The 24,841-nt window shown below is 62.2% G+C and carries 26 protein-coding genes, 1 tRNA gene and 1 pseudogene; 20 read left to right on the top strand and 8 right to left on the bottom strand.

Annotated elements, in window-relative coordinates; all coding sequences use genetic code 11:
- Positions 1-4 precede the first annotated feature (4 nt).
- From L6639_RS16700 to L6639_RS16680, 5 genes and pseudogenes are all read left to right on the top strand, one after another.
- A complete protein-coding gene (locus tag L6639_RS16700) occupies positions 5-643 on the top strand; it encodes a class I SAM-dependent methyltransferase (RefSeq protein WP_237862822.1) in 639 nt (212 codons plus the stop codon).
- A 128-nt stretch (positions 644-771) separates the two neighbouring features.
- Entirely contained in the window at positions 772-1,134 is a 363-nt protein-coding gene (locus tag L6639_RS16695; RefSeq protein ID WP_237863339.1) for a hypothetical protein, read from the top strand.
- Positions 1,135-1,364: 230 nt separating this feature from the next.
- Positions 1,365-1,441, top strand: a tRNA-Met gene (locus L6639_RS16690).
- A gap of 117 nt (positions 1,442-1,558) precedes the next feature.
- Positions 1,559-1,757 (top strand): annotated as a pseudogene (locus L6639_RS16685) (VOC family protein); the annotation flags it as partial.
- 112 nt (positions 1,758-1,869) lie between these two features.
- A complete protein-coding gene (locus L6639_RS16680) occupies positions 1,870-2,991 on the top strand; it encodes a metallophosphoesterase (protein ID WP_237863338.1) in 1,122 nt (373 codons plus the stop codon).
- Positions 2,992-3,080: 89 nt separating this feature from the next.
- Here L6639_RS16680 and L6639_RS16675 read toward each other — a convergent pair whose 3' ends face one another.
- From L6639_RS16675 to L6639_RS16655, 5 genes are all read right to left on the bottom strand, one after another.
- Entirely contained in the window at positions 3,081-3,716 is a 636-nt protein-coding gene (locus L6639_RS16675; RefSeq protein ID WP_237862821.1) for a response regulator, read from the bottom strand.
- Positions 3,717-3,887: 171 nt separating this feature from the next.
- The gene (locus L6639_RS16670) at positions 3,888-4,517 is read right to left on the bottom strand and encodes a response regulator (RefSeq protein WP_237863337.1); all 630 of its coding nucleotides are present in this window, start codon (positions 4,515-4,517) and stop codon (positions 3,888-3,890) included.
- A 48-nt stretch (positions 4,518-4,565) separates the two neighbouring features.
- The gene (locus L6639_RS16665; protein ID WP_237862819.1) at positions 4,566-5,810 is read right to left on the bottom strand and encodes a sensor histidine kinase; all 1,245 of its coding nucleotides are present in this window, start codon (positions 5,808-5,810) and stop codon (positions 4,566-4,568) included.
- Positions 5,811-6,166: 356 nt separating this feature from the next.
- A complete protein-coding gene (arcA, locus tag L6639_RS16660) occupies positions 6,167-7,429 on the bottom strand; it encodes an arginine deiminase (protein ID WP_237862818.1) in 1,263 nt (420 codons plus the stop codon).
- Positions 7,430-7,454: 25 nt separating this feature from the next.
- Positions 7,455-8,888, bottom strand: coding sequence for a basic amino acid/polyamine antiporter (locus L6639_RS16655; protein WP_237862817.1), 1,434 nt, complete (start codon positions 8,886-8,888; stop codon positions 7,455-7,457).
- Positions 8,889-9,251: 363 nt separating this feature from the next.
- Between L6639_RS16655 and L6639_RS16650 the strand changes: the two genes are divergently transcribed.
- Positions 9,252-9,758, top strand: coding sequence for a DUF1269 domain-containing protein (locus tag L6639_RS16650; protein WP_237862815.1), 507 nt, complete (start codon positions 9,252-9,254; stop codon positions 9,756-9,758).
- A gap of 18 nt (positions 9,759-9,776) precedes the next feature.
- Here L6639_RS16650 and L6639_RS16645 read toward each other — a convergent pair whose 3' ends face one another.
- Both L6639_RS16645 and L6639_RS43065 read right to left on the bottom strand, forming a co-directional pair.
- A complete protein-coding gene (locus L6639_RS16645; RefSeq protein ID WP_237862813.1) occupies positions 9,777-10,490 on the bottom strand; it encodes a Bax inhibitor-1/YccA family protein in 714 nt (237 codons plus the stop codon).
- Between the two features lie 203 nt (positions 10,491-10,693).
- On the bottom strand, positions 10,694-10,819 hold the full coding sequence (locus L6639_RS43065) for a hypothetical protein (RefSeq protein WP_271604423.1): 126 nt from the start codon (positions 10,817-10,819) through the stop codon (positions 10,694-10,696).
- On the opposite strand from L6639_RS43065, the gene L6639_RS43465 reads away from it, so the two are divergent.
- The 8 genes from L6639_RS43465 (at position 10,763) to L6639_RS16610 (ending at position 16,441) form a co-directional block, all read left to right on the top strand.
- Entirely contained in the window at positions 10,763-11,041 is a 279-nt protein-coding gene (locus L6639_RS43465) for a hypothetical protein (protein ID WP_377803186.1), read from the top strand. The genes L6639_RS43065 and L6639_RS43465 overlap by 57 nt on opposite strands.
- 90 nt (positions 11,042-11,131) lie before the next feature.
- A complete protein-coding gene (locus tag L6639_RS16640; protein WP_237862812.1) occupies positions 11,132-12,571 on the top strand; it encodes a basic amino acid/polyamine antiporter in 1,440 nt (479 codons plus the stop codon).
- Positions 12,572-12,604: 33 nt separating this feature from the next.
- Positions 12,605-12,880 carry a hypothetical protein gene (locus L6639_RS16635; RefSeq protein WP_237862810.1) on the top strand — a complete coding sequence of 92 codons (276 nt, stop codon included), beginning with the start codon at positions 12,605-12,607 and terminating at the stop codon, positions 12,878-12,880.
- Between the two features lie 21 nt (positions 12,881-12,901).
- Positions 12,902-14,023 (top strand): AI-2E family transporter, encoded by a 1,122-nt coding sequence (locus L6639_RS16630; RefSeq protein WP_237862809.1) that lies wholly within the window; start codon positions 12,902-12,904, stop codon positions 14,021-14,023.
- A gap of 10 nt (positions 14,024-14,033) precedes the next feature.
- Positions 14,034-14,627 (top strand): hypothetical protein, encoded by a 594-nt coding sequence (locus tag L6639_RS16625; protein ID WP_237862808.1) that lies wholly within the window; start codon positions 14,034-14,036, stop codon positions 14,625-14,627.
- Positions 14,628-15,107 carry a DUF992 domain-containing protein gene (locus tag L6639_RS16620; RefSeq protein WP_237862807.1) on the top strand — a complete coding sequence of 160 codons (480 nt, stop codon included), beginning with the start codon at positions 14,628-14,630 and terminating at the stop codon, positions 15,105-15,107.
- 125 nt (positions 15,108-15,232) lie between these two features.
- Positions 15,233-15,790 carry an HdeD family acid-resistance protein gene (locus L6639_RS16615; RefSeq protein WP_237862806.1) on the top strand — a complete coding sequence of 186 codons (558 nt, stop codon included), beginning with the start codon at positions 15,233-15,235 and terminating at the stop codon, positions 15,788-15,790.
- Positions 15,791-16,198: 408 nt separating this feature from the next.
- Positions 16,199-16,441: a hypothetical protein gene (locus L6639_RS16610; protein ID WP_237862805.1), complete on the top strand. Its 243-nt coding sequence runs from the start codon at positions 16,199-16,201 to the stop codon at positions 16,439-16,441.
- 133 nt (positions 16,442-16,574) lie between these two features.
- Here the strand turns inward: L6639_RS16610 and L6639_RS16605 are convergent, their stop codons facing one another.
- Positions 16,575-17,210: a DUF2306 domain-containing protein gene (locus tag L6639_RS16605; RefSeq protein WP_237862804.1), complete on the bottom strand. Its 636-nt coding sequence runs from the start codon at positions 17,208-17,210 to the stop codon at positions 16,575-16,577.
- A gap of 353 nt (positions 17,211-17,563) precedes the next feature.
- Here L6639_RS16605 and L6639_RS16600 point away from each other — a divergent pair, with 353 nt between their 5' ends.
- The 6 genes from L6639_RS16600 to arfA all read left to right on the top strand — a co-directional run bounded on the left by L6639_RS16600 (position 17,564) and on the right by arfA (position 24,836).
- Complete coding sequence (locus tag L6639_RS16600) at positions 17,564-19,465, top strand: ABC transporter substrate-binding protein (RefSeq protein WP_237862803.1); 1,902 nt, start codon at positions 17,564-17,566, stop codon at positions 19,463-19,465.
- 65 nt (positions 19,466-19,530) lie between these two features.
- The gene (locus tag L6639_RS16595) at positions 19,531-20,535 is read left to right on the top strand and encodes an ABC transporter permease (protein WP_237862802.1); all 1,005 of its coding nucleotides are present in this window, start codon (positions 19,531-19,533) and stop codon (positions 20,533-20,535) included.
- A complete protein-coding gene (locus L6639_RS16590; RefSeq protein ID WP_237862801.1) occupies positions 20,535-21,398 on the top strand; it encodes an ABC transporter permease in 864 nt (287 codons plus the stop codon). The genes L6639_RS16595 and L6639_RS16590 overlap by 1 nt, the downstream gene beginning before the upstream one ends.
- Positions 21,398-22,429, top strand: a complete 1,032-nt coding sequence (locus L6639_RS16585) for an ABC transporter ATP-binding protein (RefSeq protein ID WP_237863336.1) — start codon at positions 21,398-21,400, stop codon at positions 22,427-22,429. The genes L6639_RS16590 and L6639_RS16585 overlap by 1 nt, the downstream gene beginning before the upstream one ends.
- Positions 22,426-23,295: an ABC transporter ATP-binding protein gene (locus L6639_RS16580; RefSeq protein WP_237862800.1), complete on the top strand. Its 870-nt coding sequence runs from the start codon at positions 22,426-22,428 to the stop codon at positions 23,293-23,295. Before L6639_RS16585 ends, L6639_RS16580 begins: the two co-directional genes overlap by 4 nt.
- On the top strand, positions 23,292-24,836 hold the full coding sequence (gene arfA / locus L6639_RS16575) for an arabinosylfuranosidase ArfA (RefSeq protein ID WP_237862799.1): 1,545 nt from the start codon (positions 23,292-23,294) through the stop codon (positions 24,834-24,836). The genes L6639_RS16580 and arfA overlap by 4 nt, the downstream gene beginning before the upstream one ends.
- The last annotated feature ends 5 nt before the right edge of the window (positions 24,837-24,841 follow it).

Here is a 24,841-nt window from a genome sequence, read left to right as displayed (position 1 = left end):
GGGCATGGCAGCAGACATCTCGCGGGCCGGGGTCGAGAAGGCCTATGGCCGCTGGGCGCCGGTCTATGATCTCGTATTCGGCAAGGTGTTCGATGCCGGAAGGCAGTCGACCATCGCGGAGGCCGACCGCATCGGCGGCCGCATCCTCGACGTCGGCGTCGGCACCGGTCTTTCGCTGTCGGATTATTCGCGCACCACGAGGATCTGCGGCGTCGACATCTCCGAGCCGATGCTGCGCAAGGCGCAACAACGCGTGCGGAGCATGCGCCTCTCCAATGTCGAAGTGCTCTCGGTGATGGACGCGAAGAACCTTGCGTTTCCCGACGCCTCCTTCGACGCCGTGGTGGCGCAATATGTCATCACCGCCGTGCCCGATCCCGAAGGCACGCTCGACGAATTCGTGCGCGTGCTCAAGCCCGGCGGCGAGCTGATCCTGGTCAACCACATCGGCGCGGAAAAGGGCCTGCGCAAGCTCTCCGAGCTTGCCTTCGCGCCGCTCGCCCGTCGCCTCGGGTGGCGCCCGGAATTCCCGTGGCAGCGCCTCGTCGACTGGGCCGCCAAGCACGGCGGCGTCACCCTGGCAGAGCGCCGCCCCATGCCGCCGATGGGGCACTTCTCGCTGATCCGCTACCACAAATCGTAATGTCGAGCATGATCCGGAAAAGTGTGAAGCGGTTTTCCGATCAGATCATGCTCAAAACGAAGACGAAAGCGCGATCACATCGCGCTTTTGGGTGGGAACAGCGCGCGGGCTCCGCGCGTTTCCCTCCCATGCGCACGACAGCAAACATCATCCTGGCAAGCCTCGTGATCGCAGCCTTTGGGCCTGCGATCGCGCAGGCCCCGCCCGCCCCGGCGACGCCGCCGCAAATGACCGCGCCGCCATCCCCGCAACACGTCGCCGACTGCGCCCCGCAGGACCGCCCGAACCGCGCCACCGCGCCGGACGGCACCACCACCGGCCAGTCCCGGGAACCGCTCGGCGACAAGCTCGCAAAATCCGACGGCGTGCTCTGCCCACCCGCCGGCGTGGACCCCGAAATGCACGCTCCGGCGCCGAGCACCGACGGCAGCATGCCCGTCGTCCCGCCCCCCGGCAGCCCCGGCGGCGACCAGACGGTCCGGCCGAAATAGGGGATTTCTTCCTTCGCCTCTCCCCGCCCGCGGGGAGAGGCCGGAATCCGCGCAAGGCGCGGATTCCGGGTGAGGGGGACTCTCCACGAGTCCGGTGGCCAAAGGTCGGATTCCGCTGCCAAATCAGCCAAGTCACATCTCAAGCGACCTTGGCTTGACTTCCCACCGCCCCCCTCATTATATGCCGCGCGTTCGCGAGATCGGCCGTTTTCGGCCTCCGCGATCCCTGTGGCGGGGTAGCTCAGCTGGTTAGAGCACGGGAATCATAATCCTGGGGTCGGGGGTTCGAGTCCCTCTCCCGCTACCAATCATCTCCCCAAGTTCCGACTTGATAACTTGATAGGCCTTACCCGAACCTGATGCAGGGCACCGGGTCTGTTTGCATGGAGCGTCGGTTCTGACGTTGACGCACGAACGCGCCGCATCCCGCGCACCTCCGCTCGTCGCGCCGTTGCCGGTTAGGCCGTCGTCCACAGGGCCACGCGTGCTGTTGACCATCAGCGGTCACTGATATCGATGCGGCGTGCTCCGCGCTTCGGGAAATCGGTGTCGATCTGCTCACTGGCCCGATCGATCGTCCATGGGGACGGCGAACCGCATGCTTCGCCGACCCTTCAGGATGAGGCGTGCACTTGCGAAACCCATCATCCCTCGTCCGCGGACAGACCCTTGTTGGGCTTCGCTTCGCTCTACCAATCCTACATACTACACACTGATCAAATCCGGAGCGAACCGATTCCCCAGCTCATCTTCGGCCTGGCCTACCTGCTGATCCTGACGCGCTTTATTTGGCCGCTACAATTGCCGCTCTCGATCAAGATCGTGGCGGCGGCGCTCATCTTGGTCGCGTTGCAGTTTCACCGGTGGAGCAAGCTCTCGTCGGGTTCAGTGTTCTCTCCGGAGTTTCCGCGTCCAGTGGTCGCTCTCTTCAATTGGGCGTTCGGCGCGATCGTCCTGCTGGCGCTGCTGCAATTGCTGCTCGATGCCGGACTTCTGGTCGGAATGCTGATCCATGGCGGCATCGTGAGCGCGCCTGATGGCGTCCGCTACGGATTGGCGGGGCTGGCCGGCGTCGCAGCGGCAATCGGCGTCCATCAGGCGATGCGGATTCCGCCGCTGAAAGACATCGAAGTCGGTATCCGCGGACTTCCGCGGCAATTCGACGGATACACAATTCTGCAATTGACCGATCTCCACATCAGCCGGCTGTTTCCCGCCTCATGGGCGCGCGCCGTCGTCGAGCGGTCGAACAAGCTCGGCGTCGATCTGATCGCGATCACAGGGGACCTGATCGACGGCACTCTCGATGCGCGACGCGCCGACATTGAGCCACTGCGGGATCTGAAGGCGACCGACGGCGTCTATGTGATCTCGGGCAATCACGAGTACATCTTTGGCTACGGCCCATGGATGGCGCGCTTCGCCGAACTGGGACTGCTGTCGCTCGAAAACACGAGCATCATTCTGGATCGCGACGGTGGCCAACTGGCTGTTGCAGGGATCACCGACCGGGCGTCGCGCCACAGAGGGCCTGTCAGGGATCATGCTGCCGCTCTCGAGGATGTTCCCAACGGCGTCCCCGTCATCCTGCTCGATCACCAGCCGAGCGACGCGCGGCACGCTGCGAAGCTCGGCGTGGCTCTGCAACTGTCCGGACACACGCACGGCGGATTGATCCTCGGGATCGACCGGCTGGCCGCACGCGCCAACGCCGGCTTCGTATCGGGTCGTTACGATGTCGACGGGATGACGCTTTATGTGAACAACGGCACCGGCTTGTGGCCGGGCTTTGCGCTGCGACTCGGTCGCCCCTCCGAGTTGACCCGGATCACGCTGCGCCCAGCGGGCGCCACCTGACCGTAGACGTTCGGCCACTGCAATCTTGGTTCGTCGGGCAAAACACCCGCCACCCTGTCAATCGTCTCAACGACGGGCAGATCTGATAGTCACGGCACAACCAGCTTCTTGCGGATGGCATACCGGACCAGTTCGGCCGTTGACGACATCCCGAGCTTGCGCATTGCCGAGGCACGATGAGTCTCGACCGTCTTCACGCTCAGCTTCAGAATGACGCTTATGGATCTGTTGGTATGCCCTTCCGCAATCAATTGGACGATGCTTTGCTCGCGCGACGTTAGCAGCATGCCCGACTTGCCCCGCTTGTTGAGCTGGTAGTCGTGCAGGAGCTTCTCCACAAGGGCGCTGGTAAAATAGGGTCTCCCGTCGAGCAGCGCCTCGATTGCGAAAATGAGGTGCTTCTTGGCATCCGACTTGAACAGAAAGCCACGTACGCCGGCCAGAACAGCTTCCGTCAGCAGTTCCTCATCTTCATGCATCGTCAAGATCAAGACTTCCGTACGCTGATGAAGCGCCCTGAGACGGCGACTGACCTCCAGTCCGTTGATGAGGGGCATCGAATAGTCGACGATCACGATGTCGGGCCTCGCCTCCAAAGCCAACGCAATGGCCTGCTCTCCATTGCTGGCTTCGCCCGCAACAATCCAGTTCGACTGCATTTCAACGATTGCGCGAAGCCCGGAGCGCACGACTTCATGATCATCCGCAATCAAGATGCGTTTCACGGGCGTCGTTCTCGTTTTTCCAGTCACAATCGAGCAGATGACCGGCGGCGGCAAAGTCGAACGATCCTATCGATCGTCCGCCGCAGGGTTATCCTACAAAACCCTGAAATGCCTCTGCGAATGTACTCAGCTGGCGCGTTTGCCCCTGACATCTCCGGGGCCAATGCGCCCTCACGCCTCGACGAGTGACGCCCGTACGGCGTATCGGACCAGGCCGGCAGTTGAATTCACGTCCAGCTTGCGCATAGCCGCCGCCCGATGCGCCTCTGTCGTCTTGACACTGAGGTTCAGGATCGCGCTGATGCTCTTGTTGCTGTAACCCTCGGCGACCAGCTTGACGACGAGCTGCTCGCGCGGAGTGAGCCCGTGATACTTGTCGGCATTGCCGCAGGATGCCCGGTTCGCCCCATTCGGGCAACTCACGCTGCAAAACCGCCTGTGCACCAGAAGCGATTCGACGGCCGCCAGCAGCAATCTGTTCGCATCCGATTTGACCAGGAACGCGCGTGCACCGGCCTCGAATGCCTGCTCTGCAAGCAGGCCGGAGTTGTGCACCGTGAAGATCAAGACTTCCGTCTGCAACGGATATTCTCTGATCCGCCTCGCGACCTCCACGCCGGTCATTCGCGGCATTGAGAAATCCACGATCGCGACATGCGGCTGACTTTCGATTGCGGCGCTCAACACCTTGCCGCCGTCGTTCACCTCGGCGACCACTTCCCAGTCCGTTCGTTGTTCGAGCACCGCTCGCAAGCCCGATCGCACGGCATCGTGATCATCAGCGATAAGAAAACGCTTCATGTCAGAGGACTCCAGGGTCATTCACACGGCGGCCCGGCTTGAACTGCTCTATTTTCGCTTGCCGCCGGTGTTCAGTGTTCTTCTTCCCTCATAGCGTTCTTGTGGTTCTCGTATGCCAGTGCTGGCCTTTCGCTTGTTGCGCCTGTTCGTCGTCAGTCCATGTGGAAACACCGCGCGAAGTATCGTGCCGGAGCGGCGCGCTGTCGTATCGGAGCAAATGTCGAGCGAACCTCCGATTTGCTGGAGTCTCGCTCTCATTGCGGGAATTCCAACGCCGATCGATATCGCCTTCGCGCCCGGCTTGGCGTGGTCCGCGTGAAGCCCGCACCCGTTGTCGCTGATCGTCAGCCGAAGTTCGCTCTCGGCCACATCAAGGACGATACCCACTTCCGTCGCCTTCGCATGACGAAACACGTTCGTGAGGGCCTCCTGAACGACTCGCAGGATCGAGCGCTGCTTTTCGTAAGGCAACAGATCGACGTCTGACGCGATTCTGGTCGTGACCCGCAGCGACGTGCGCGCCGCGAAACCATCTGCGTAGTGCTCGATCGTGGCCTTCAGCCTCTCGAGCGTCAGATCCTGCGGATGCAGCAGATAGGCAAAGGCGCGAATTTCCCTCAGCGCTTCGTCGATCGATGCGTCGATCTCCTGGCAAAGCCGCTCGGCCCTCACCGGATCGCCCAGGCTCCGCCGGATTCGCATCAGGCCCAGGCTCGCAGCGATCAAATGCTGGCATGTCGAATCGTGCAGATCGGAAGCAATCCGCTGCTGGATATCCTCCTGAATGGACGCCAAATTGAAACTCGACGGCGTGCCCTCCACGCGTCCGGTCGCGTTTTCGAAGGCGCCATTGCGCACGAGGCGATGGCTGCCGATCAACCGGGTGGCCGTAGACCCGGTCAGGGAATCCGTGACCGGAACGATGGTTGTCTCCATATTCTGCCGCTGACTGCCGAATCCAAGACGATGACAAGTCCTGACCTCCGTTCCTTCTGCGAGACAGGTGCGAAGGGTTTTGCAAACCGTTCTGGCGTCTTCCTTGCTCAGGCAATCGGAGACGTCCATCTCCCGGATGGCTTCCGACGAAATACCGAGCTGAGCCTCAAACGCCGGATTGATCCCCTCATACACGAAGCCGCCTCCAGGCGAGGGACGTACTGCAAAGAGAAGATCGGCTGAGGACATCCAGTACAGGCGGTCGCTGGTATGTTCCGACCCAAGCCGCAGCCACTCCCTGACGCCCGGACGATCGATCTCGCTGGAGGAAGAGCTATGTGGCTTCACGGCACGCACTCACGTCCCCGGCGACGTTCGACACTGAATCTCAATATCGAGCGTCTCCTACCTGCCCAATTGGGCGAAGCGAACGAATGCGCGCCCGTGGGGCACCGCTGTTATACACCGTTAGGTTGATGATACAAATAAAGTTGCACTGCTGCAGGACCGAGTTCTCGAATCTGTGACATCCGTCAGGTTCGAGTATGCAGTTTGTGCCGCAGTCCGACAGTGAAATTCAAATGCGATGAAATAGACGCGCAAGTGCTGCAAATGGTCTTCGCGAACGACACGCGGAGATGGTGCGCTCCGCTGCATGCCGAAGCAGCGCGCGGCCGTAACACCCCGGCCACGGCCGATCCCATGCGATCCGCCTAATAGTCCACCGCGTCCCTGGTAATCGGACAGGTCATGCAGTGTCCTCCTCCGCGGCCCCGCCCCAACTCGGCGCCGACGATGGTGATCACCTCGATCCCCTCCTTGCGCAACAGCGTGTTGGTATAGGTGTTGCGGTCATAGGCGAACACGACACCCGGCGACGCGCAAACAAGGTTGGCTCCGCTGTCCCACTGCGTTCGCTCGCGCATATAGGCGTTGCCGCCCGTCTCGACAACGCGCAGCTTCTTCAGGCCGAGCGATTCGGCCACGACGTCCACGAACGACTTTTCGTCCTTCCGCAGTTCGATGCCGGTGGCATTGTTGGCCGGCCGATAGGAGTACGCCGTGATGTTGTTGACGATATCAGGATAGAGCAGCACGCAGTCGCGGTCGGCGAAGGTGAACACGGTGTCGAGATGCATCGCGGCGCGCAACTTCGGCATGGCAGCCACGATGATGCGCTCGGCTGCCTTCTGCTTGAACAGAGCCGCAGCGAGCTGGCTGATCGCCTGACGCGAGGTGCGTTCGCTCAAACCGATCAGCACATTGCCCTTGCCGATCGGCATCACGTCGCCACCTTCGAGTGTGGCCAGTCCGTGATCCCTGGTCGGATCGCCCCACCAGACATTCACCTTCCCGGCGAAGTCCGGGTGGAACTTGTAGATCGCCGTCGTGAGGATCGGCTCTTCGTGGCGCGCAGGCCAATACAGCGAGTTGAGCGTGACCCCGCCGTAGATCCAGCAGGTCGTATCTCGCGTGTACAGCGTGTTCGGCAATGGCGGCAGCAGATACTCGGTCATGCCCGCCGCTTCGCGGACCAGCTTGAGCGTCTCGCCGCCATGCGCGTCCGGGAAATCATGGGTCGACACGCCGCCGATCAGCGTTTCCGCAAGGTCGCGCGGCTTGAGGCCTTCGAGGTAGGAGCGGAGCTCGTCGACGAGACCAAGACCGACCTGATCGGGAACGACCTGGTTGTCGAGAATCCACTTCCTGGCCTCGGGGATCGCGACCGTTTCCGCCAGCAGGTTGTGCATCTCGACGACGTCGACGCCGCGGTCGCGCATCTTCTGCACAAAGTCGAAGTGATCGCGCTTCGCGTTTTCGACCCACAGCACGTCGTCAAACAGCAGGGTGTCGCAATTCGACGGCGTGAGGCGCTGATGGGCGCGGCCGGGCGAGCAGACCATCACTTTCCTCAACTGGCCGACCTCTGAATGGACCCCGAACCGAACCGAGGTGTCCGATGTCTGCTTTACCATGGGGAGTCTCCCGGGTGTTGCCTGCTCAAATGGTGATGTAGCCAGTGACCAATCCGTGGATCCCAACAGCAGCGCCGGCTGCGACTGCGACGAAGATGCCCCACTCGACGGCGGTAAAGACCTTCGCCTTCTGCTCGAAGCGCGCCCAGAAATACAGCGCCGTGCCGGGGGCGTAGAGAATGGCAGCCAGCAGCAGGTATTTCATTCCGGCTGCATAGATCAGGAACAGCGTGTAGATGACGGCAATGCCGGCGAAGATCATGTCACGTCTGCGGTGATCAGCGTCCTTCTCATAGGTCTCACCCCGCTTGACCAGCAAGAGACCGTAGGCGGCGACCAGAAAAAACGGAATGAGGTTCATGACGCTCGTCAAATTGAGCATCAGCGCAAAAGCGTCCCGGGACCAATAGGTGCTGATGACGAAGAGCTGGACGATCACATTCGTCAGCCACAGTGCCGCAGCCGGCACCTTGTTCGCATTCTCGGTGCCGAACAGGGCAGGCATGTCCCTGGTCCGGCCGGCCGCCGAGAGCACCTCGGCGCAGATCAGGGACCAAGCGAGATAGGCCCCGAGCACCGAGACAAGCAGCCCGATGCTGACGAAGACCGCGCCCCAATGCCCGACCACCGCCTCGAGCACCGTCGCCATGGACGGCTGCCGCATCTCGGCGATTTCCGCGCGGGGAAGCACCGCGTAGGGCAGCATGGTGACGAGCACCATGAGACTGGTGACGATCACAAAGCCCAAAATCGTCGCCGCGCCAACGTGGGATCGTTCCTTGGCGTAGCGTGAATAGACGCTGGCGCCTTCGATCCCGAGGAACACGAACACCGTGACCAGCATGGTCGCGCGGATCTGGTCGAAAAGACCCTTGTCAGGCATGCCTTCGCCGCCCCAGAAATTGGCGCGGAACATGTCGCCTTTGAACGCAAACACGAGAATGACGATGAAGACCAGGATCGGCACGATCTTGGCGACCGTGACGACGGTGTTGATTGCCGCGGCTTGCTGCACACCGCGCAGGATCATGAAGTGAAACAGCCAGATCCCGACCGATGCCACGATGATCGCGACGACGGTATTGCCGTCGCCAAACACCGGAAAGAACGCGCCCAGCGTCGATTTGATCAGGACCCAATAGGAGACGTTGCCAATGCAGCTTCCCGTCCAGTAGCCGAGCACGGACAGGAATCCCGGATAATTGCCGAATCCTGCCTTCGCATAGGCATAGACACCGGCGTCGAGATCGGGTTTTCGTTCCGCCAGCGACTGGAAGACGCGGGCCATTGTGTACATGCCCCCGCCGGCAATGCACCAGGCGAAGATGGCGCCGAACGGGCCGGTGGCGATGCCGAAGGTGCGGGGCAACGAGAAGATGCCCGAGCCGACCATCGAGCCGACCACCATCGCGGTCAACGCGAGCAGAGAGAGTTTTTGGATTGACGGCGTCCCACTCATGGGAAGACCTCGCGACACGCGGGTTCGCAACATCCTGGCCGATTGACTAGCCCGGTCGCTGCACCATGCGCCTTGGGGGGAGCCTGGGAATATCGGGTGATCACCTAGTCGAGGGCCGGGATTTCCCTCGCCGCAAAACAGCAGCTCAAGACGACGACGGTACGGGTGCCCCGGCGCGTTCCTTCTCGCCGAAACAGGTCACGTATCACTCGCCTGTTCTTCGCGGATCGGAAAAACATCCATCGTATCAGGGGTTTTGTCGGATGCCGGGTCGGCGGCTCACACTCTATTCTCGATTTCGCGCTGTGCGGTCGGGACCAGTCGGTCCTGAGCGGACCTGTCCTAATTGAAACGGAGGTCTCAATGTCCGATCTAGTCGCGATCGTGTATCCGTCCGAAGCGAAAGCCGAAGAGGTACGTCAGCGCCTCCTCAAATTGCAGAAAGAGTATCTGATCACGATAAGCGACGCCGTGATCGCCGTGAAAACGGATTCCGGCGGCATCAAGCTCAATCAACTCGTCAACACGACGGCGATGGGCGCGATGACCGGGAGCTTCTGGGGTCTTCTGATCGGCGTGATTTTCCTCAATCCGATCCTTGGTGTCGCGGTCGGCGCGGCATCCGGCGCACTCGGCGGCGCGCTGACCGACTTCGGCATCGACGACGCCTTCATGAAGGAGCTGTCTGGCTCACTGCACACCGGCAACGCCGCCCTGTTCGTCCTGATCAAGAATATGACCGCCGACAAGGTGCTGAAGGAGATCAAGGACGCCGGCGGGACGGTGCTGAAGACGTCGCTGGACGATGCCAAGGAACAGGCTCTGCGCGACGCGCTCGCAAGCGCCGCCGCGGAGCGGCCAGCGGCCTGAACGGATGCCTTCAGCCGTTCAGCGCCGGCCGCCGAGCAGGCGTAGCATCATCATGAACAGGTTGATGAAGTTGAGATAGAGCGACAGCGCCGCAATAACCGACTTGCGGCCTGCCGAGGTTTCATCGTCACCGGCATCGTACATCGCCTTGATCCGCTGCGTGTCGTAGGCCGTAAGCCCGGCGAAGACGCCGACGCCTACGACCGAAATCAGCCAGTCGAGTCCGGTTGACTGCAGGAAGATGTTCACGAGGCTCGCGATGATGACGCCAATGAGCCCCATGAACAGGAAGGTGCCGAGGCCGGAGAGGTCGCGCCTCGTCGTGTAGCCGAAGACGCTGAGCGCCCCGAACGTCGCGGCAGAGATGAAGAATACGCGTGTGATCGAAGCGCTCGTATAGATGTGGAACAAGGTCGAGAGCGATACGCCGACCAGCGCTGCATAAATGAAGAACAGCAGGCGCGCCGTTGATACCGAAAGCGTGTTGATGCGCGCGCTGATGAAGAACACCAGTGCCAGCGGCGCCAGGATAAAGACCCACATCAACGGGTTCTGCAGCAACGCCGGGCCGGTGAGCTGGTAGGTCAACCACGCGGCGACAGCGGTGAGGCCGACACCCGCAGCCATGTAGTTGTAGATGCGCATCATGTAATTGCGCAATCCGGCGTCCACCGCAGTCGTGCCGCCACCGATCGCGCCTGATCTCGAAAGGTTCTGATCGAAGTTGGTCATAGCTTGCCTCCTCCTGAACTCGCGGAGCCCGGCCAAGCTAGCCTCCACACCCGCGCGACGGCATCGGACAATCACCCGAGTGCCGGTGGCGAAAACCACGTATGCGGCTGCAACCGCCCGCGGCCCCGCCCTTCGCGGCAGCCATCCCGCTCATTACCAATGCGCAATCCGGCGCCGTTTCTCATCCCTTTGGTGTAGGTCTCTTACGGCTTTGTCACTTGGAAGCCGGCCGCGATCCGGCTTAATTCGGCGGCATGCGCTTCTTCTTCCATATCGTCGACAAATACGGTCTTTGTCCCGATGGCATCGGATGTGACCATGTCAATCATGACGCAGCCGTTCTGCACGCCCAGCGGATCGCCGCCGAGCTCGCGAAGGCCGGCGAATTCTTCCGCGCCGGTGTCGTATTCGTAGCTCGTGCCGCTCTTCCCGGATCGCCATCATGCTGTCGCGATGAGGGCCCGGCTGCCGCGCCGCCAAGATCTGATGGCCGCTCACAGAGCTCCGGCACGGGCCGATTTCCGGCTCTGGCTTCTACAGAGAATCCCTGATGTCCGAAGGTGAGGGGTGCCTCTAGGCTCTTCACCGGGATTGGCCGGCATCCGTGCCGGCTTCCGTCCCGGATTTGGAAGGCCGTCCTCATGGCTCCTTCGACGAACGAGGCCAATCAGAAGCTCTCCCGCAACGCGCTCATCGCCCTTGTGATCGGGTCGATGGTCGGTTCTGGCATCTTCGCATTGCCAGCATCCTTCGGACGAGCCACTGGCGCATTCGGAGCGATCATCGCCTGGGCGATCGCGGGCACCGGCATGCTCATGCTGGCATTGGTGTTCCAATCGCTGTCCCAGCGCAAGCCTGACCTTGATGCCGGCATTTACGCCTACGCCAAGGCTGGATTCGGGGAGTATATCGGGTTCGCTTCGGCCGTTGGCTACTGGATCGGCTGCTGTCTTGCAGACGTCGCCTGCCTCATTCTGATCAAGGCGACCCTGGGGACGTTCTTCCCGGTCTTCGGCGACGGCTCGACACCGATCGCCATTGCCTCCGCAACCGTGCTGCTGTGGAGCGTACACGTGCTGGTGCTGCGCGGCATCAAGGGCGCGACCGCGCTCAACACAGTGGCGACCTACGCCAAGGTCATCCCGATATTCTTGTTTATTATCGTGGCCGCGATCACCCTCGACGGCGATTTGTTCGCCGGGAATTTCTGGGGAACGGCAACGCCGGATTTCTCTGACGTGTTCAACCAGGTCCGCAGCACGATGCTGCTGACCGTATTTGTCTTCGTCGGTATCGAGGGTGCAAGCGTATATTCCCGCTATGCCCGGAACCGCGCCGACATCGGCTTTGCAACCGTGGTCGGGTTTCTGACTGTTCTCTGCCTTCTCGTCCTCGTGACGCTGCTGTCGTACGGCGTACTGCCACGACAACACCTGGCGGGCCTCCCGACGCCGTCGATGGCGGGCGTCATGGAAGCGATGGTTGGTCGCTGGGGCGGCGTGTTCATCAGCGTCGGATTGTTGATCTCGATCCTCGGCAACTATCTTTCATGGTCGCTGCTGGCTGCCGAGGTCCTGCATTCTGCGGCTGTCAATCGAACCATGCCCTCCTTTCTCGCCCGCTTAAACGTGCACGACGTTCCCTCCGGTGCGCTCTGGCTCACCAACTGCGTCATCCAGCTCTTCCTCCTCGTGACCTGGTTTGCGGAATACGCCTTCACGCTCGCCTTGAAGATGACGAGCGCGATGACGCTGGTTCCGTACTTCCTTGTCGCGGCCTATGGCCTGAAGCTGGCCTCGCGCGGCGAGACCTACAAGGCCTTCGAGCAGGCGCGTGTCGTTGACTGGATCCGCTCGATGATCGCGACGCTTTACGCGGTCGGCATGATCTACGCCGGCGGGCCCAAATTTCTGCTGCTGTCGTCCATTCTGTACGCGCCCGGCACCTTGCTCTTCTTTCTGGCGAAGCGTGAACGCAAGGAAGCGACCTTCACACCGCTCGAGGCCATCCTGTTTGCGGCGATTGCGATCGCCGCGTGCGCCGGCATCTATGCACTCGCGACCGGAGCCATATCGATCTGAATTCCAGCGACCTCTGATCATTGGGAGGCGAACATGAAAGTCACACTCTACGGGGTCCTGATTCTGGTCGGGATGGCGGCGGCTACACCGCCGACCCTGTCCTTGGCCCAGTCGAATGCTCCCGCCACATCCGCTGCGCAGGACACTGGCACGTCCGCGCCCAAATCCGAGATGAAGTCAGAGACGAAGACCGCGACGCCCAATACCAATATGACCCCGACCAAGCACCGTTACTGGCGTCATCGCGGCGGCACGCATCCGCATTTTGGCAGCCGCCGCGTCCGCAGCCAGGTTCAGGCGCCGCAATAGGACCAGCGCATTGGTCGACCCATGAACGACGCGCGTACAGGCGAGAGAGATTCCGAGGTCACACGGCGCGACGAGCCGGTTGATCGTCCCCGCGATGCCGGACCGCGCAGCATTTTGGGGACGGGACTGAGCCTGCTTGCCGCTGGCGTCGCGCTGTTCCTGATCTGGCAGACGGTCTCCAGCCTTCTCCTCATCTTCGCGGGTGTGCTGTGTGCGGCGTTTCTCGATGCGTCAGCGCGGGCCCTGGCGCCGGTCATCCCGCTCAATCGTGCCTGGCGGCTGACGCTGGTGCTGTTGCTGCTATCGGCCATCGCGGGGTTTGGCCTCGACTGGGGTGCGGGCAAGCTGCCGGAGCAGACGCGGAACTTGATCAAGGTGATGGATACCCAACTCGACATCGTCCAGGCGCATTTGCTGTCGTACGGCGTGGAGCTGCTTGGTCCGGAAGGCGGCCGCAATTTCTCGCAATGGCTTTTCTCCGACCAGGGCAGGTTCATCAGCCACGCCCAGATCGTGCTGGGCGGAGCATCGAGCCTGCTGACCGGCGCTCTCGTGATCCTGTTCCTCGGGATCCTGTTTGCGTTTGATCCGACCAGCCACCGCGACAGCCTCGTCATGCTGATGAAGCGATCGTATCGCGCGCGGGCAAGCGCTGTCATGGACGAGATGGGCGCCGTCATGCGGCTATGGTTCGTCGGGCAATTGATCCGCATCATCCTCATGACGCTGTGTGTGTGGATCGCGCTCTACTTGATCGGGCTCCCCGGTCCCTTCGTGCTCGGATTGCAGGCGGGTCTGTCCAATTTCATCCCGTATCTCGGGCCGATCGTGGCCGCGATTCCGATCGCCCTCGTGGCGATGCCGCTCGGCGCCTCACTGCTGATCTGGGCCATCGTCGTCTACACCATCATCCAGTCGGTCGAAGGCTATGTCATTGGCCCGTTGATCCAGCGCCAGGCCGTCGAAATTCCTCCTGCCTGGACATTGGTTGCGATCGTCCTGCTGGGCGCGATGTTCGGCGTCATGGGCATCGCGCTCGCCATGCCCCTGGTCGCCGTCGGGCGGGTTGCGATCATCCGGTTCTACGTCGAGGACTGGCTCGACGCTGATCCCAAGCAGACGTTGAACGCCAAACATTTGTAAGTGGATGATCATGAGCGACGTCGATGTCGAACGTAACGATGGCATGGAGAGCCCCGCATCGCGTTCGGGGATGGCTCACTTCCTGTGGCAGCAATTGCCCTATGTCGTGGCGCTGGTGCTCGCCATCGCGGGCGTCGCCTATACCAACGTGTCCCACCAGCCTCTTGTCGGCTACTGGGAATTCCTGGCGCTGTCCATCGGCGTGGTCTGCGTCGTCACCAAATGGCCGGAGACCGAGAGCAAGGAGGCCCAGCTCCGATTGATCTGGACCCAGGCGCTGCATTGGGTTGCCGTCCTGGTCACCATGAACATCATGCTGGTGGCGGGCGTGCAGCAGTTGCTTCCGACGCCCGCAACGGGCCTCGTCCTGCTGACGTTGCTCGCCCTCGGCACGTTCCTCGCGGGCGTCAGCCTTCTGTCGCTGCAAATCTCCTTCCTCGGCCTTGCGATGGGCGTGGCCGTCCCGGCGATATCCTGGCTGAAGCAGTCCGTCTTCTTCTTCCTGCTGGGTGCCGTGCTGCTGATCGGCCTCGGCATTACGTTCTGGCTTCGCCAGGACAGACCGCCAGCGACAAGGGCCATCAACAACCAAAGGGAGGCTTGAATGCGAACAATGCGGCTCTTCTTCATCGGCACGTTCGTCTTGTTGTGCACCGTCTTGCCCGCCCGCGCCGACGCATTCCGGGTCGGCCGACTGTTGTGCTTCAGCGAGCCGCGCGTGGGGCTGGTCCTGGGATCGGCGCAATCGCTGCGCTGCGTGTTCTACGCGAGAAGGTCACAGCGGCAGTATATCTATGAGGGACGCATAAGGCGCATCGGTCTCGACCTTGGCGTGACCTCCGCAGGCACCTTGTCGTGGGCCGTCCTCGCCAGGAATTCCCGGATCGGCCCCGCCACCCTGCGCGGCAACTACGTGGGAGCGAGCGGCGCCATCGCCCTTGGACCCGGCCTCGGAGCCAACGTTCTGATTGGCGGTTCGCGCCGAAGCATCATGCTGCAACCGCTGTCGATCGAGCGGTCGATCGGGATCAATCTCGCGGCCGGCGTCACCAATCTGACGTTGGGTCCACGCGGCACGCGATAGCAGAGCGACTGCGAGCGACGTTGGTTGGATTTCCCGCTTCCTTGCTCAGGGTTTCGTCGGATGTCGAGGGTGCGAGTTCGAAGTTACCATGCCAGGGAGATGATCGCGCGCATCAGGAGGATGGCATGACGGTCTACGACAGCCGGTCCGGCATCGAAGCGCTGGGTCCTCCTCCACTGTGGGTCTGCGTCCTCCTCGGCATCGTGATGATCGGTGCTGGTGTCGCGGCGCTCGGCGATGTGGCGTTCGCGACTGTCATCAGCGTCAAGCTGATCGGGTTGACGGCAATTGCAGCGGGCGCGTTCGAGATCGCCCATGCCTTCTGGACCAGGGGGTGGGGCGGGTTCCTGTGGCAGATTCTGCTCGGCACGCTCTATGTCGCCTTCGGACTTGTGCTTCTGACGGAGCCCGCTTCCGGCGCCCTGATCCTGACCTATTTTCTCGGCGCCGTGCTGTTCGCATCGGGCGCCATCAGATGCGTGCTGAGTTTCGCCTATTGGCGGCAGAACGGCTGGATGATGCTGGTCTCCGGTCTCTTCGCACTCCTTGCCGGGCTGCTCATCCTGTTTGGCTTTCCCACCATCAGCGCTTGGGCGCTCGGCTTCCTGCTAGGCGTCGATCTGATCTCGCACGGCTTCGCCTGGCTGCTCTACGCGCTTCACGCTGTGCGAAGGACTGCGTAACAAGAGGAGAAAGATGATGGACACTCCCAACCGTCGAGCTTTCCTTGGCTTTGCCCGGAACGCCGTTGCCGCCGCAGCGATCGGCGCGATCGGGGTTCGTTTCATCGAGGCAGCAGAAGCGATGCCGATGGCTCTCGACCTTGCCAAGGCCGCCACGCAGTCGGACCCCCTGACGCAGGCGCAGTGGGGACCCGGTCCTGGTTGGGGTCCAGGCTGGGGACCTGGTCCCGGCTGGGGCCCCCCGCCGCCGCGCCGGCGCCAGCGTCGCTGGGTTTGCTGGTGGCGCCGCGGTCGTCGTCATTGCGGATGGCGGTGGCGATAGGAACGCTGTCGCGAAGGTCTCAGATCCCGGCGGCAGATATGTCACGGAGTTTGTGCGGATCCTGAGTCACTATGACGGAGGCAATTGTGCGCAACACGAAGCATTGGCTCCTTTCTGCGGCTCTGGCAGCTCTTCTTGTTCTGGCAACCTGGTACTGCGCGTCGGTGTGGCAAGCCACGTCACCAATGCCGCTTTACCGCAATGTCATCCTCGGAGTGGCTGCCATCCTGATGCTTGTGATCGGCGTCGGCCTGACAGCACTGATGTTCTATAGCCGCCGCAAGGGTTACGACGAGCCCGCACGCAGCGATCGGACACCGCGGGAGTAACGAGGCGCGGGTTAAGGACCTGAGTTGTCGACCGCGCCTTCGCGAAGCGGAATCACGTTATCGAGGAGGGGATGCAGCCTCCTCGATCCGCCGATGTCGGGCCAGAAAGGGATTGTCGCTACGATCGAGCAGCTCAGCCGGCCGTCGGCGATGCTGCGGGTCCAGGCACTGGTCGGGATAGCGATCGAGCCCGCCGTGCATCCAAGATGGAATACAGAGCGACGATCAAGACGTTGGGTACCCACGAGGTAAACGCCAGGACCGGAGACATGCTGGCATAGCTGGCGTACCCCAACGCGTAACCGATCGGAATCTGCAGGCGAAGGACAACGGCTCCAAAAGTCATCGCGTAGCTGAAGCGCACGAACAGGCGATGCCATTCGAGCCTTCCTCGCACGGCTGAAATCCAGGCGGCCACGGTCGTGCCGATCCACACGACCGCGAGGATGCCGAAGCCGAGACCAGCCACCCATCCGCCCGAGGCAAATGGTGACGTCGCCAATGCGCCTGCTCCGGCCACGACGCATGCCAGAACGTAAGCTCGGCCGGACCAGCGATGCAGCGCCGGATGGCGGGCGCGGAGCCCCGGCAGGAATTGGAGCGGTCCCAGCAGCAAGGCGGCAGGAGCTATCAGCATATGCGTTAGCGCTTGCAGGGGCGCCCGCAACATGACGGCCTTGATATCAGGATCGACGCCGAGCCAGACGTTTTCCAACGTGGCGTAGTATCGCAAGGCGTGCACCGCGACGAGCGTGGCGAGCACGGCCATCATGCCCTGCCCAATTCGGGGGATGTATCCTGCCTGCATCTGTCTCGCACCCTGCCGCTGCTGCTGGTCAAACCGTTGGTCCTACCGCCGGTCTCTCCCGGAGAGGGAAGCCCGACTGTGATCGAACCGTTCGGGCGGACAAGGATTGGGGGGCCGCCGGCTCCGGAGCAGGGATGAAGGAACGCGTGCTGGGACGAATGGCGTTGTCAGCGGGACGAAAAGCGTTCGATTTGGGCTAGACGCCGTCGGCGCAGGTTCGCCCCCATACAAGATTCCTGTTGTCGCGCGACTCCGGCGCCTCTAGCATCCCGTCAAACAAAAGGCGTCGGGACGAAATCTGCCGCGAGGACATCATGCGCTGTATCAGTGCATTGCTGCTGGCCGCTTGTGTGCTGGGATCGCTGCTGTTCGCATCAGTGGAACCTGGTCATGCGCAGGGTATTCCGCAAAACATTCCGAGGAAGGAACTGCTGATCCTCGAGAACCCGGAAGGCACCGTCAAGAATGCCGGCTGGTTCAACATCTGGGTGATCAACGCCAGCGCGCAGTCCAATGGGCTGCAGCAGGTTGCGCTTGATACGCTCTGGTACATCGATCCCGAGAGCGGTCTCGACGGCGTCTGGGACAACTCGCTGGCCGCCGACAAGCCGCAATACAACGCCGACTTCACTGAAATGACGGTCAAGCTGCGCAGCGGCATCTTTTGGAGCGACGGCGTCGAGTTTTCGGCCGACGACGTCGTCGCAACCGTGATGACCCAGATCAAGCATCCGGCCATGCGCTTCAGTGCGGTGCTGACGAGCAACGTCGCCTCCATCGAGGCGCCGGATGCGCACACCGTCGTGTTCAAGCTCAAAAAACCCAACTCGCGCTTCCACACCAATTTCACGGTGCGCTGGGGCGCGGTGTGGATCCTGCCCAAGCACATCTTCGACAAGGTCGAGGATCCCGTCAAATTCGATTTCAACAAGCCGGTCTCGCTCGGCGCCTATGTGCTGCACAGCTATGATCCCGACGGCAAATGGTACATCTGGCAGCTCCGCGACGACTGGCAGCGCACCACGCTGGCGCGCTTCGGCAAACCGGGTCCGAAATATCTCGCTTATGTCGATCCCGGGCCGCCCGACAAGCGGGTGATCGCTCAACTCAACCACGAGCTCGACGTGATCCACGATATGGCGCCTGAGGGCATGTTTGCCCTCGCCAAGCAGAGCAAGACGACGCGGGCCTGGTTCAAGGGATTCCCCTATGGCCATCCCGATCCGACGCTTCCCGCGGTGATCTTCAACACCCAGAATGAGAACTTCAAAAATCCTGATGTGCGGTGGGCGCTGGCGCTGTTGATCGACATCAAGGCCGTGGCGATGGCGGCCTATCGCGGCGCTGCCACCATATCGGCGATCGGCGTGCCGCCGACAGGAACCCATCCGGCCACCTATCACGCGCCGATGGAAGACTGGCTCAAGAATTTCGAGATCGATACCGGAAAACGCAAGATCAAGCCGTACGATCCGACCATCGGCAAGCAGATTGCCGACATGCTGCGGCCGTCCATGGGCGAGCAGATCCCGACCGATCCGGCAGAGATCGCCAAGGCGTTTGGCCGGGGCTGGTGGAGGACGGATCCGGTCGCGGCGCAGGAGCTTCTGGAGAAGGCCGGCTTCAGCAAGCGCGGCGGCGCCTGGATCACGCCTGATGGAAAGCCCTTCAGTGTCCGCGTCATGGTCGAGGGCGATTTGCGTCCGGTGATGACGCGGGCCGGAACGATGATCGTGCAGCTGTGGAAGCAGGCGGGCATCGACGCCAAGATCGACGTCGTGCAAGGCACGCTGCCGACGCGGCGGGCCGCCGGTGATTTCGACACTTTCATCGGCTGGAGCGTCGAGACCTTGGGCGGCCACCCGGACCTGTCCTACTTCCTCGACAGCTGGCATTCGCAATTCGTCGCCGAGCCGGGCAAGCCGCAACCGCTGCGCAACTGGCAGCGCTGGTCCAGTCCAGCACTCGACAAGATCATCGAGGAAATCCGTACCGTTGGTTTCGACGATCCCAAGTCGATCGAGCTCGGCAAGGACTACATCAAGCTCGCGGTGAAGGAGATGCCGACCATTCCGCTGATGGCCTACAACGTGTTCACCGCGATGGACCAGACCTACTGGACCGGTTTCCCGACCTCGGAGAATCCCTACACCAATCCCGTGCCGAACTGGGGCAATTCGCGCTACATGTTCGTCCGGCTGAAGCCGGCAAGCTAGGACGCGATGATTCCGCAGCGCCCGCATCTGCCGTGGCGACCTTGTCGAGCATCGCAGGTGCTGCCATGAGCGGATACGCCGGCTATGTCGGCCGCCGGCTCGCGCAGTTCCTGCTCGTTGTTTTCATCGGCATCAACATCGCCTATGTCGTCACGCATGCATCGCCGATCGATCCGGTCGAGCAATCGATCTCGGCGGTGACCTCCTTTGGCAACACGGCGCCTGATGCGATCGAGCAGATGCGCAAGTCCTTGCGCGAGCTCTATGGTCTCGGCGGCACGCCCGTTCAACAATATCTGACGTTCTGGAAGCGAATCCTGAGCGCCGATTTCGGCCCGTCGCTGTCGGCATTTCCGACCCCCGTCGGCACTTTGATTGGACGTGCGCTGCCCTGGACGGCGGGCCTGCTCACGGTTTCGACCCTCATCGCCTGGGTGCTTGGAAATCTGTTGGGGGGGCTTGCCGGCTATTACCGGCAGAGCCGCGGGCTGAAGCTGATGGGGGTGATCGCCATGGGCCTTCATCCGATCCCCTATTACATCCTGGCCATGCTGCTGCTGATCCTGTTCGGCTTCATCTGGCCGGTGCTCCCGATCAGCGGTGGGGCGACGATGAATCTGCCGCAGACCCTGACACCCGAATTCGTCTTTAGCGTGCTGCAACACGCCGTCCTGCCGGCGCTCTCGCTGATCCTGATCGGCGTGGGGAGCTGGTTCCTCGGCATGCGTTCGCTGGTCTCCAATGTCCTCGCCGAGGATTACGTCGTCTATGCCGAGCTTGCCGGTGTGAACTCCTGGCGCATCCTGACATCCTATGTGATGCGCAATGCGCTCGTGCCGCAGGTGACGGGCCTCGCAATGTCGCTCGGTGGAATCTTCAACGGGGCCGTGATCACCGAAAAGGTGTTCGGTTATCCAGGTCTTGGCTCGCTCCTGGTCGATGCCGTCTATGCCGGTGATTACGGCCTGGTCCTCGGCGTCACCACCATCTCGATTCTCAGTGTATCCGTTGGCGTGCTCGCGATCGATCTCTTGTACCCGCTGCTTGATCCCCGGGTGAAGGTCAGCTGATGGTCGCCTTTATCCGCGAGCTCCTGCGCTACAGGACCGAATTCCGGATCGGGCTCGCGCTGGTTGCCGTCGTCCTGCTGCTGTCCATGATGGCGAGCTTTTCGCCATATCCGCCTGACAGCGTCTACGTGGTGCCGCCCGATTTACCACCGTCGCTGACATACTGGTTCGGCACCACGTCGCGCGGCCAGGACGTGTTCTGGCAGGTGAGCTTCGCCATCCGGAATACGCTGCTGTTTGGCGGGACGGTGGCCCTGGTCAGCCGCCTGGTGGCGCTCGCGGTCGGGCTCGTCAGTGGCTACAAGGGCGGCTGGGTCGATCGCGCGCTGATGTCCGTCAACGATACCTTCATCGTCATCCCGCTGCTGCCGATCCTGGTGCTGTTCTATTTCGTGATGCGGGACCGCATCTCCTGGCTGATGCTGGCGCTGATCATGGCCTGTTTCGGCTGGGCTTACGATGCGCGGCTGATCCGTTCGGTGGTGATGAGCTTGCGGCAGCGTGAGTTCACCCAGACCAGCCTGTTCTCCGGAATGACCACGCGGCAGATCCTGACTGAGGAGCATCTGCCCTATGTCGTGCCGATCCTGTTCTCCACCACCATGAACAACATGGTGTGGTCGATCGGGCTCGAGGTGACGCTTGCCGTGCTCGGCTTCACCGACATCAACACCCCGACGATCGGCGGCATGATCTATTGGGCCAACCAGCACACGGCGATGGTTGCGGGCATCTGGTGGTGGATCGCCTTTCCGACCATCGCGGTGATCATGGCGTTCATCGGGCTGTTCCTGCTCGCGGTCTCGGTGAACGCCCATATCGATCCGAGAAGCCGCCTCTGGAGCACGGGAGAGGCTTCGTGATGCACGCGAGCGTCGAGCAGCCGCACGGGGATCAAGAGGCTCAGCCGCTTCTCGTCGTTCGCGATCTGCAAGCCTATTATCGGACCAGCCATGCCGGCGTCAGGCGCGGCATCCGGGCGGTTGATGGTGTCAGCTTCACCGTGCGCCGCGGCGAGATCTATGGTCTGGCCGGGGAATCGAGCTCGGGCAAGACCACGCTGATCAAGAGCATTGCCGGTGCGATCAAGCCCCCGCTCGAGATCGTGGGCGGCAGCATGGAGTTTGCGTTTCTCTCAGGCTATGGCGGATTGCACCGTGCAGCGCGGGCGGAATTGGAGCGGATTCGCTGGCGGCACCTGTCCTACATCATGCAGGGTTCAATGAACGTTCTGAACCCGGTGCGTCGTGTCAGATCCTCGTTCGTCGATTTCGCCTATCCGCATATCGGCGGCAGCCTAAAGCAGTTCGAGCAACTGGTGGTCGCCCATTTGGCTCGCGTCAAACTCGATCCGTCAGTGCTAACAGCCTTTCCACACGAGCTCTCGGGCGGGATGCGGCAACGCGCCGCGCTTGCGCTCGCGACGATTTGCCGTCCCGGATTTATCATTGCCGACGAGCCGACCACCGCGCTCGACGTGGTGGTGCAGAAGGAGGTGCTCGGCATGATCCGCGGCATTCAGCGCGAGACCGGCTCGTCGGTTCTGTTCGTCACGCATGACATGGGCGTACATGCGCATATCACCGACCGTCTCGCCATCATGTATGCCGGACGCCTCGTGGAGGAGGCCGCGACCGCGGAGATCTTCCGGAACCCGCTGCATCCTTACACCAAGAACCTCATCTCCAGCCTTCCGCGCATCGGCGAGGACGCGCCACGCGCGGGGCTTGCCGGCGCTCCGCCAAATCTGGCCGATCCCCCGTCGGGCTGCCGCTTCCATCCGCGATGTCCGCTCGCAAGCGAGATTTGCTGCCGTGAGGTTCCTGTCATGCGTGAAGCGAGCTCCGGGCATCGCGTGGCGTGCTTCGCCGTCAACGGGGGCGACGGCGCATGAATGACCTGCTGCTCGATGTCATGGAGGTCAGCAAGACTTTCGCCCGCGGAAGGCTGCTATCGCGGGAGAAGATCGTTGCGGTGAACAAGGTGAGCATGCAGCTTGCGGCCGGGCAGCCGGAGATCCTGGCGATCATCGGCGAATCCGGTAGCGGCAAGACGACGCTTGCCCGAATGATCCTCAACATGGAGACACCGACCAGCGGCAGACTGGTGCTCGACGGCACTGATCTTGCGGCGATGGGCGGCAATGCTGCTCGGTTGGCATTCATGCACAAGGTGCAGCCGATCTTTCAGAATCCGTTTGAATCCTTCAATCCGCTGAAGCGGGTTGAGCGGTATCTACTTATGACGCGACTTCGATTTACTGGCGCGGCAGGTGAGAGCACGGCTGCGGTGGCCGTCGATGCGGCGCTGCACAAGGTGGGCTTGTCGCTCAAGGAGGTGGGTGGCCGGTACCCGCACGAGCTGTCCGGCGGACAGCTTCAGCGGGTCGCGATCGCCCGTGCGCTGCTGGCCGAGCCGAAATTGATCGTGGCGGACGAGCCGGTCTCCATGATCGATGCGTCCTTGCGCATGTCCATCGTCAATCTGTTCAGGACGTTGCGGGATGAGCTGGGGATATCGATCATCTATGTCACGCACGATCTGGCGACCGCCTACTACATCAGCGATCGTATCATGATCATGCAGAAGGGCAGCGTCGTCGAAAGTGGTGATGCGCGAACGGTGCTGAAGGCGCCCCGGCATCCCTATACGCGCCAGTTGCGCGAAGCCGTGCTATTGCCTGAGGTCGCCAGCGCCCCGGCGATCGTCACGCCCAACATGAACGGTCTCAGCCCCGGAGCACCTGAGAGGAGAGCATGAGAAAAGCCAGAGTTCTGATCGACCGCGACTTCGCCATCGGTCACACCGACCCTCGCTTGTTTGGTGCGTTCGTCGAACATCTCGGTCGATGCGTCTATGGCGGCCTCTACGAGCCCGGCCACCCGACCGCGGACGAAAGCGGCTTTCGCAAGGACGTGCTCGCGCTGGTGAAGGAGCTTGGCCCGACGCTCATCCGATATCCCGGCGGTAATTTCGTCTCGGGCTACAATTGGGAGGATGGCGTTGGCCCGCTGGAGACGAGGCCGGCCCGTCTTGACCTCGCCTGGTTCAGCACCGAGCCGAACAGTTTTGGCACCAATGAATTTATGGACTGGTGCAGGGCCGCCGACGTCGCGCCGATGATGGCTGTCAATCTCGGCACCCGCGGCGGCGATGCTGCGCGCAATCTGGTCGAATATTGCAATCATCCGGGCGGCACGGCCTGGTCGGAGCTGCGCCGCACCCACGGCTGGGACAAGCCGCACGACATCAAGCTGTGGTGCCTCGGCAACGAGGTCGACGGGCCCTGGCAGATGGAGCACAAGAGCGCCGCCGACTACGGCGCGCTCGCCCGCGAAGCCGCCAAGATGATGCGCTGGATAGATCCCACCATCGAGCTCGCGGCGTGCGGTTCGTCGGGCCGCAACATGCCGACCTTCGGCCAGTGGGAGGACACGGTCCTCGAGCATACCTTCGATCACGTCGACTACATTTCCCTTCATACCTATCTCAACAATTACAAGCAGGACACGGCGTCCTTTCTCGCCAGCCCCGACCTGATGGACAGCTTCATCGACGAGGTCGTTGCGATCGCCGACGCGGTTGCCGCCAAGCGGCGTTCCAGCAAGCGCCTGATGCTGAGCTTCGATGAATGGAACGTCTGGTACCGAACGCGGCGCAATCGCGCCGACCGGGTCAAGGAAGGCTGGCCGGTGGCGCCGCCGATCCTCGAGGAAATCTACACGATGGAGGACGCGCTCGCCTTCGGTGGCGCCTGCATCTCCCTGCTCAATCATGCCGATCGGGTCAGGGTCGCCTGCCTCGCGCAACTCGTCAACGTCATCGCACCGATCATGACCGAGACGGGCGGCGGCGCGTGGCGCCAGACCACCTTCTTTCCGTTCGCGCACACGACCCGCTTCGGCCGCGGCAAGGTCTTGCGCGCGCAGGCGGAGTCCGAAACCTACGATTCCCACTACTACGATCCCCGTGGCACCCAGGAGCAATTTTTTCCCGTGCCTAACGTGCCCTATCTGAAGATCGCGGCCGTGGCGGCAGAGGATGGCGGCCTGTCGCTGTTTCTGCTCAATCGGGATCTGAGGCAGGAGATGGAGGTGAGCGTCGAGGCGAGAAGCTTCGGCAGGCTGACGGTGAGCGAGCGGCTCGAGCTCCGGCATGATGATCTCAAGGCAACGAATACCAAGACCGCGCCGACTAAGGTCAAGCCGGCGCCGCTGCAGGATGTGTCGTTCGATGGTGGACGATTGCAGACGACGCTCAAGCCGGCGTCGTGGAATGTGATTCATCTGTCCGCGAGCTGAGGATG

The organism is Bradyrhizobium zhengyangense (assembly GCF_022012555.1).
GTDB classification, from domain to species: Bacteria; Pseudomonadota; Alphaproteobacteria; order Rhizobiales; family Xanthobacteraceae; genus Bradyrhizobium; species Bradyrhizobium zhengyangense.
This window is presented reverse-complemented; position numbering and strand designations above follow the sequence as displayed.

Excerpts from the sequence above, each read along its gene's own strand:
- arfA (WP_237862799.1), top strand. The coding sequence starts at position 23,292 with ATGAGAAAAGCCAGAGTTCTGATCGACCGCGACTTCGCCATCGGTCAC.
- L6639_RS16670 (WP_237863337.1), bottom strand. The coding sequence starts at position 4,517 with ATGAAGCGTTTTCTTATCGCTGATGATCACGATGCCGTGCGATCGGGC.
- L6639_RS16630 (WP_237862809.1), top strand. The coding sequence starts at position 12,902 with ATGAACGACGCGCGTACAGGCGAGAGAGATTCCGAGGTCACACGGCGC.
- L6639_RS16585 (WP_237863336.1), top strand. The coding sequence starts at position 21,398 with ATGCACGCGAGCGTCGAGCAGCCGCACGGGGATCAAGAGGCTCAGCCG.
- L6639_RS16695 (WP_237863339.1), top strand. The coding sequence starts at position 772 with ATGCGCACGACAGCAAACATCATCCTGGCAAGCCTCGTGATCGCAGCC.
- L6639_RS16615 (WP_237862806.1), top strand. The coding sequence starts at position 15,233 with ATGACGGTCTACGACAGCCGGTCCGGCATCGAAGCGCTGGGTCCTCCT.
- arcA (WP_237862818.1), bottom strand. The coding sequence starts at position 7,429 with ATGGTAAAGCAGACATCGGACACCTCGGTTCGGTTCGGGGTCCATTCA.
- L6639_RS16645 (WP_237862813.1), bottom strand. The coding sequence starts at position 10,490 with ATGACCAACTTCGATCAGAACCTTTCGAGATCAGGCGCGATCGGTGGC.
- L6639_RS16655 (WP_237862817.1), bottom strand. The coding sequence starts at position 8,888 with ATGAGTGGGACGCCGTCAATCCAAAAACTCTCTCTGCTCGCGTTGACC.
- L6639_RS16625 (WP_237862808.1), top strand. The coding sequence starts at position 14,034 with ATGAGCGACGTCGATGTCGAACGTAACGATGGCATGGAGAGCCCCGCA.
- L6639_RS16650 (WP_237862815.1), top strand. The coding sequence starts at position 9,252 with ATGTCCGATCTAGTCGCGATCGTGTATCCGTCCGAAGCGAAAGCCGAA.
- L6639_RS16600 (WP_237862803.1), top strand. The coding sequence starts at position 17,564 with ATGCGCTGTATCAGTGCATTGCTGCTGGCCGCTTGTGTGCTGGGATCG.
- L6639_RS16620 (WP_237862807.1), top strand. The coding sequence starts at position 14,628 with ATGCGAACAATGCGGCTCTTCTTCATCGGCACGTTCGTCTTGTTGTGC.
- L6639_RS16590 (WP_237862801.1), top strand. The coding sequence starts at position 20,535 with ATGGTCGCCTTTATCCGCGAGCTCCTGCGCTACAGGACCGAATTCCGG.
- L6639_RS16635 (WP_237862810.1), top strand. The coding sequence starts at position 12,605 with ATGAAAGTCACACTCTACGGGGTCCTGATTCTGGTCGGGATGGCGGCG.
- L6639_RS16640 (WP_237862812.1), top strand. The coding sequence starts at position 11,132 with ATGGCTCCTTCGACGAACGAGGCCAATCAGAAGCTCTCCCGCAACGCG.
- L6639_RS16605 (WP_237862804.1), bottom strand. The coding sequence starts at position 17,210 with ATGGCCGTGCTCGCCACGCTCGTCGCGGTGCACGCCTTGCGATACTAC.
- L6639_RS16580 (WP_237862800.1), top strand. The coding sequence starts at position 22,426 with ATGAATGACCTGCTGCTCGATGTCATGGAGGTCAGCAAGACTTTCGCC.
- L6639_RS16700 (WP_237862822.1), top strand. The coding sequence starts at position 5 with ATGGCAGCAGACATCTCGCGGGCCGGGGTCGAGAAGGCCTATGGCCGC.
- L6639_RS43065 (WP_271604423.1), bottom strand. The coding sequence starts at position 10,819 with ATGATTGACATGGTCACATCCGATGCCATCGGGACAAAGACCGTATTT.
- L6639_RS16595 (WP_237862802.1), top strand. The coding sequence starts at position 19,531 with ATGAGCGGATACGCCGGCTATGTCGGCCGCCGGCTCGCGCAGTTCCTG.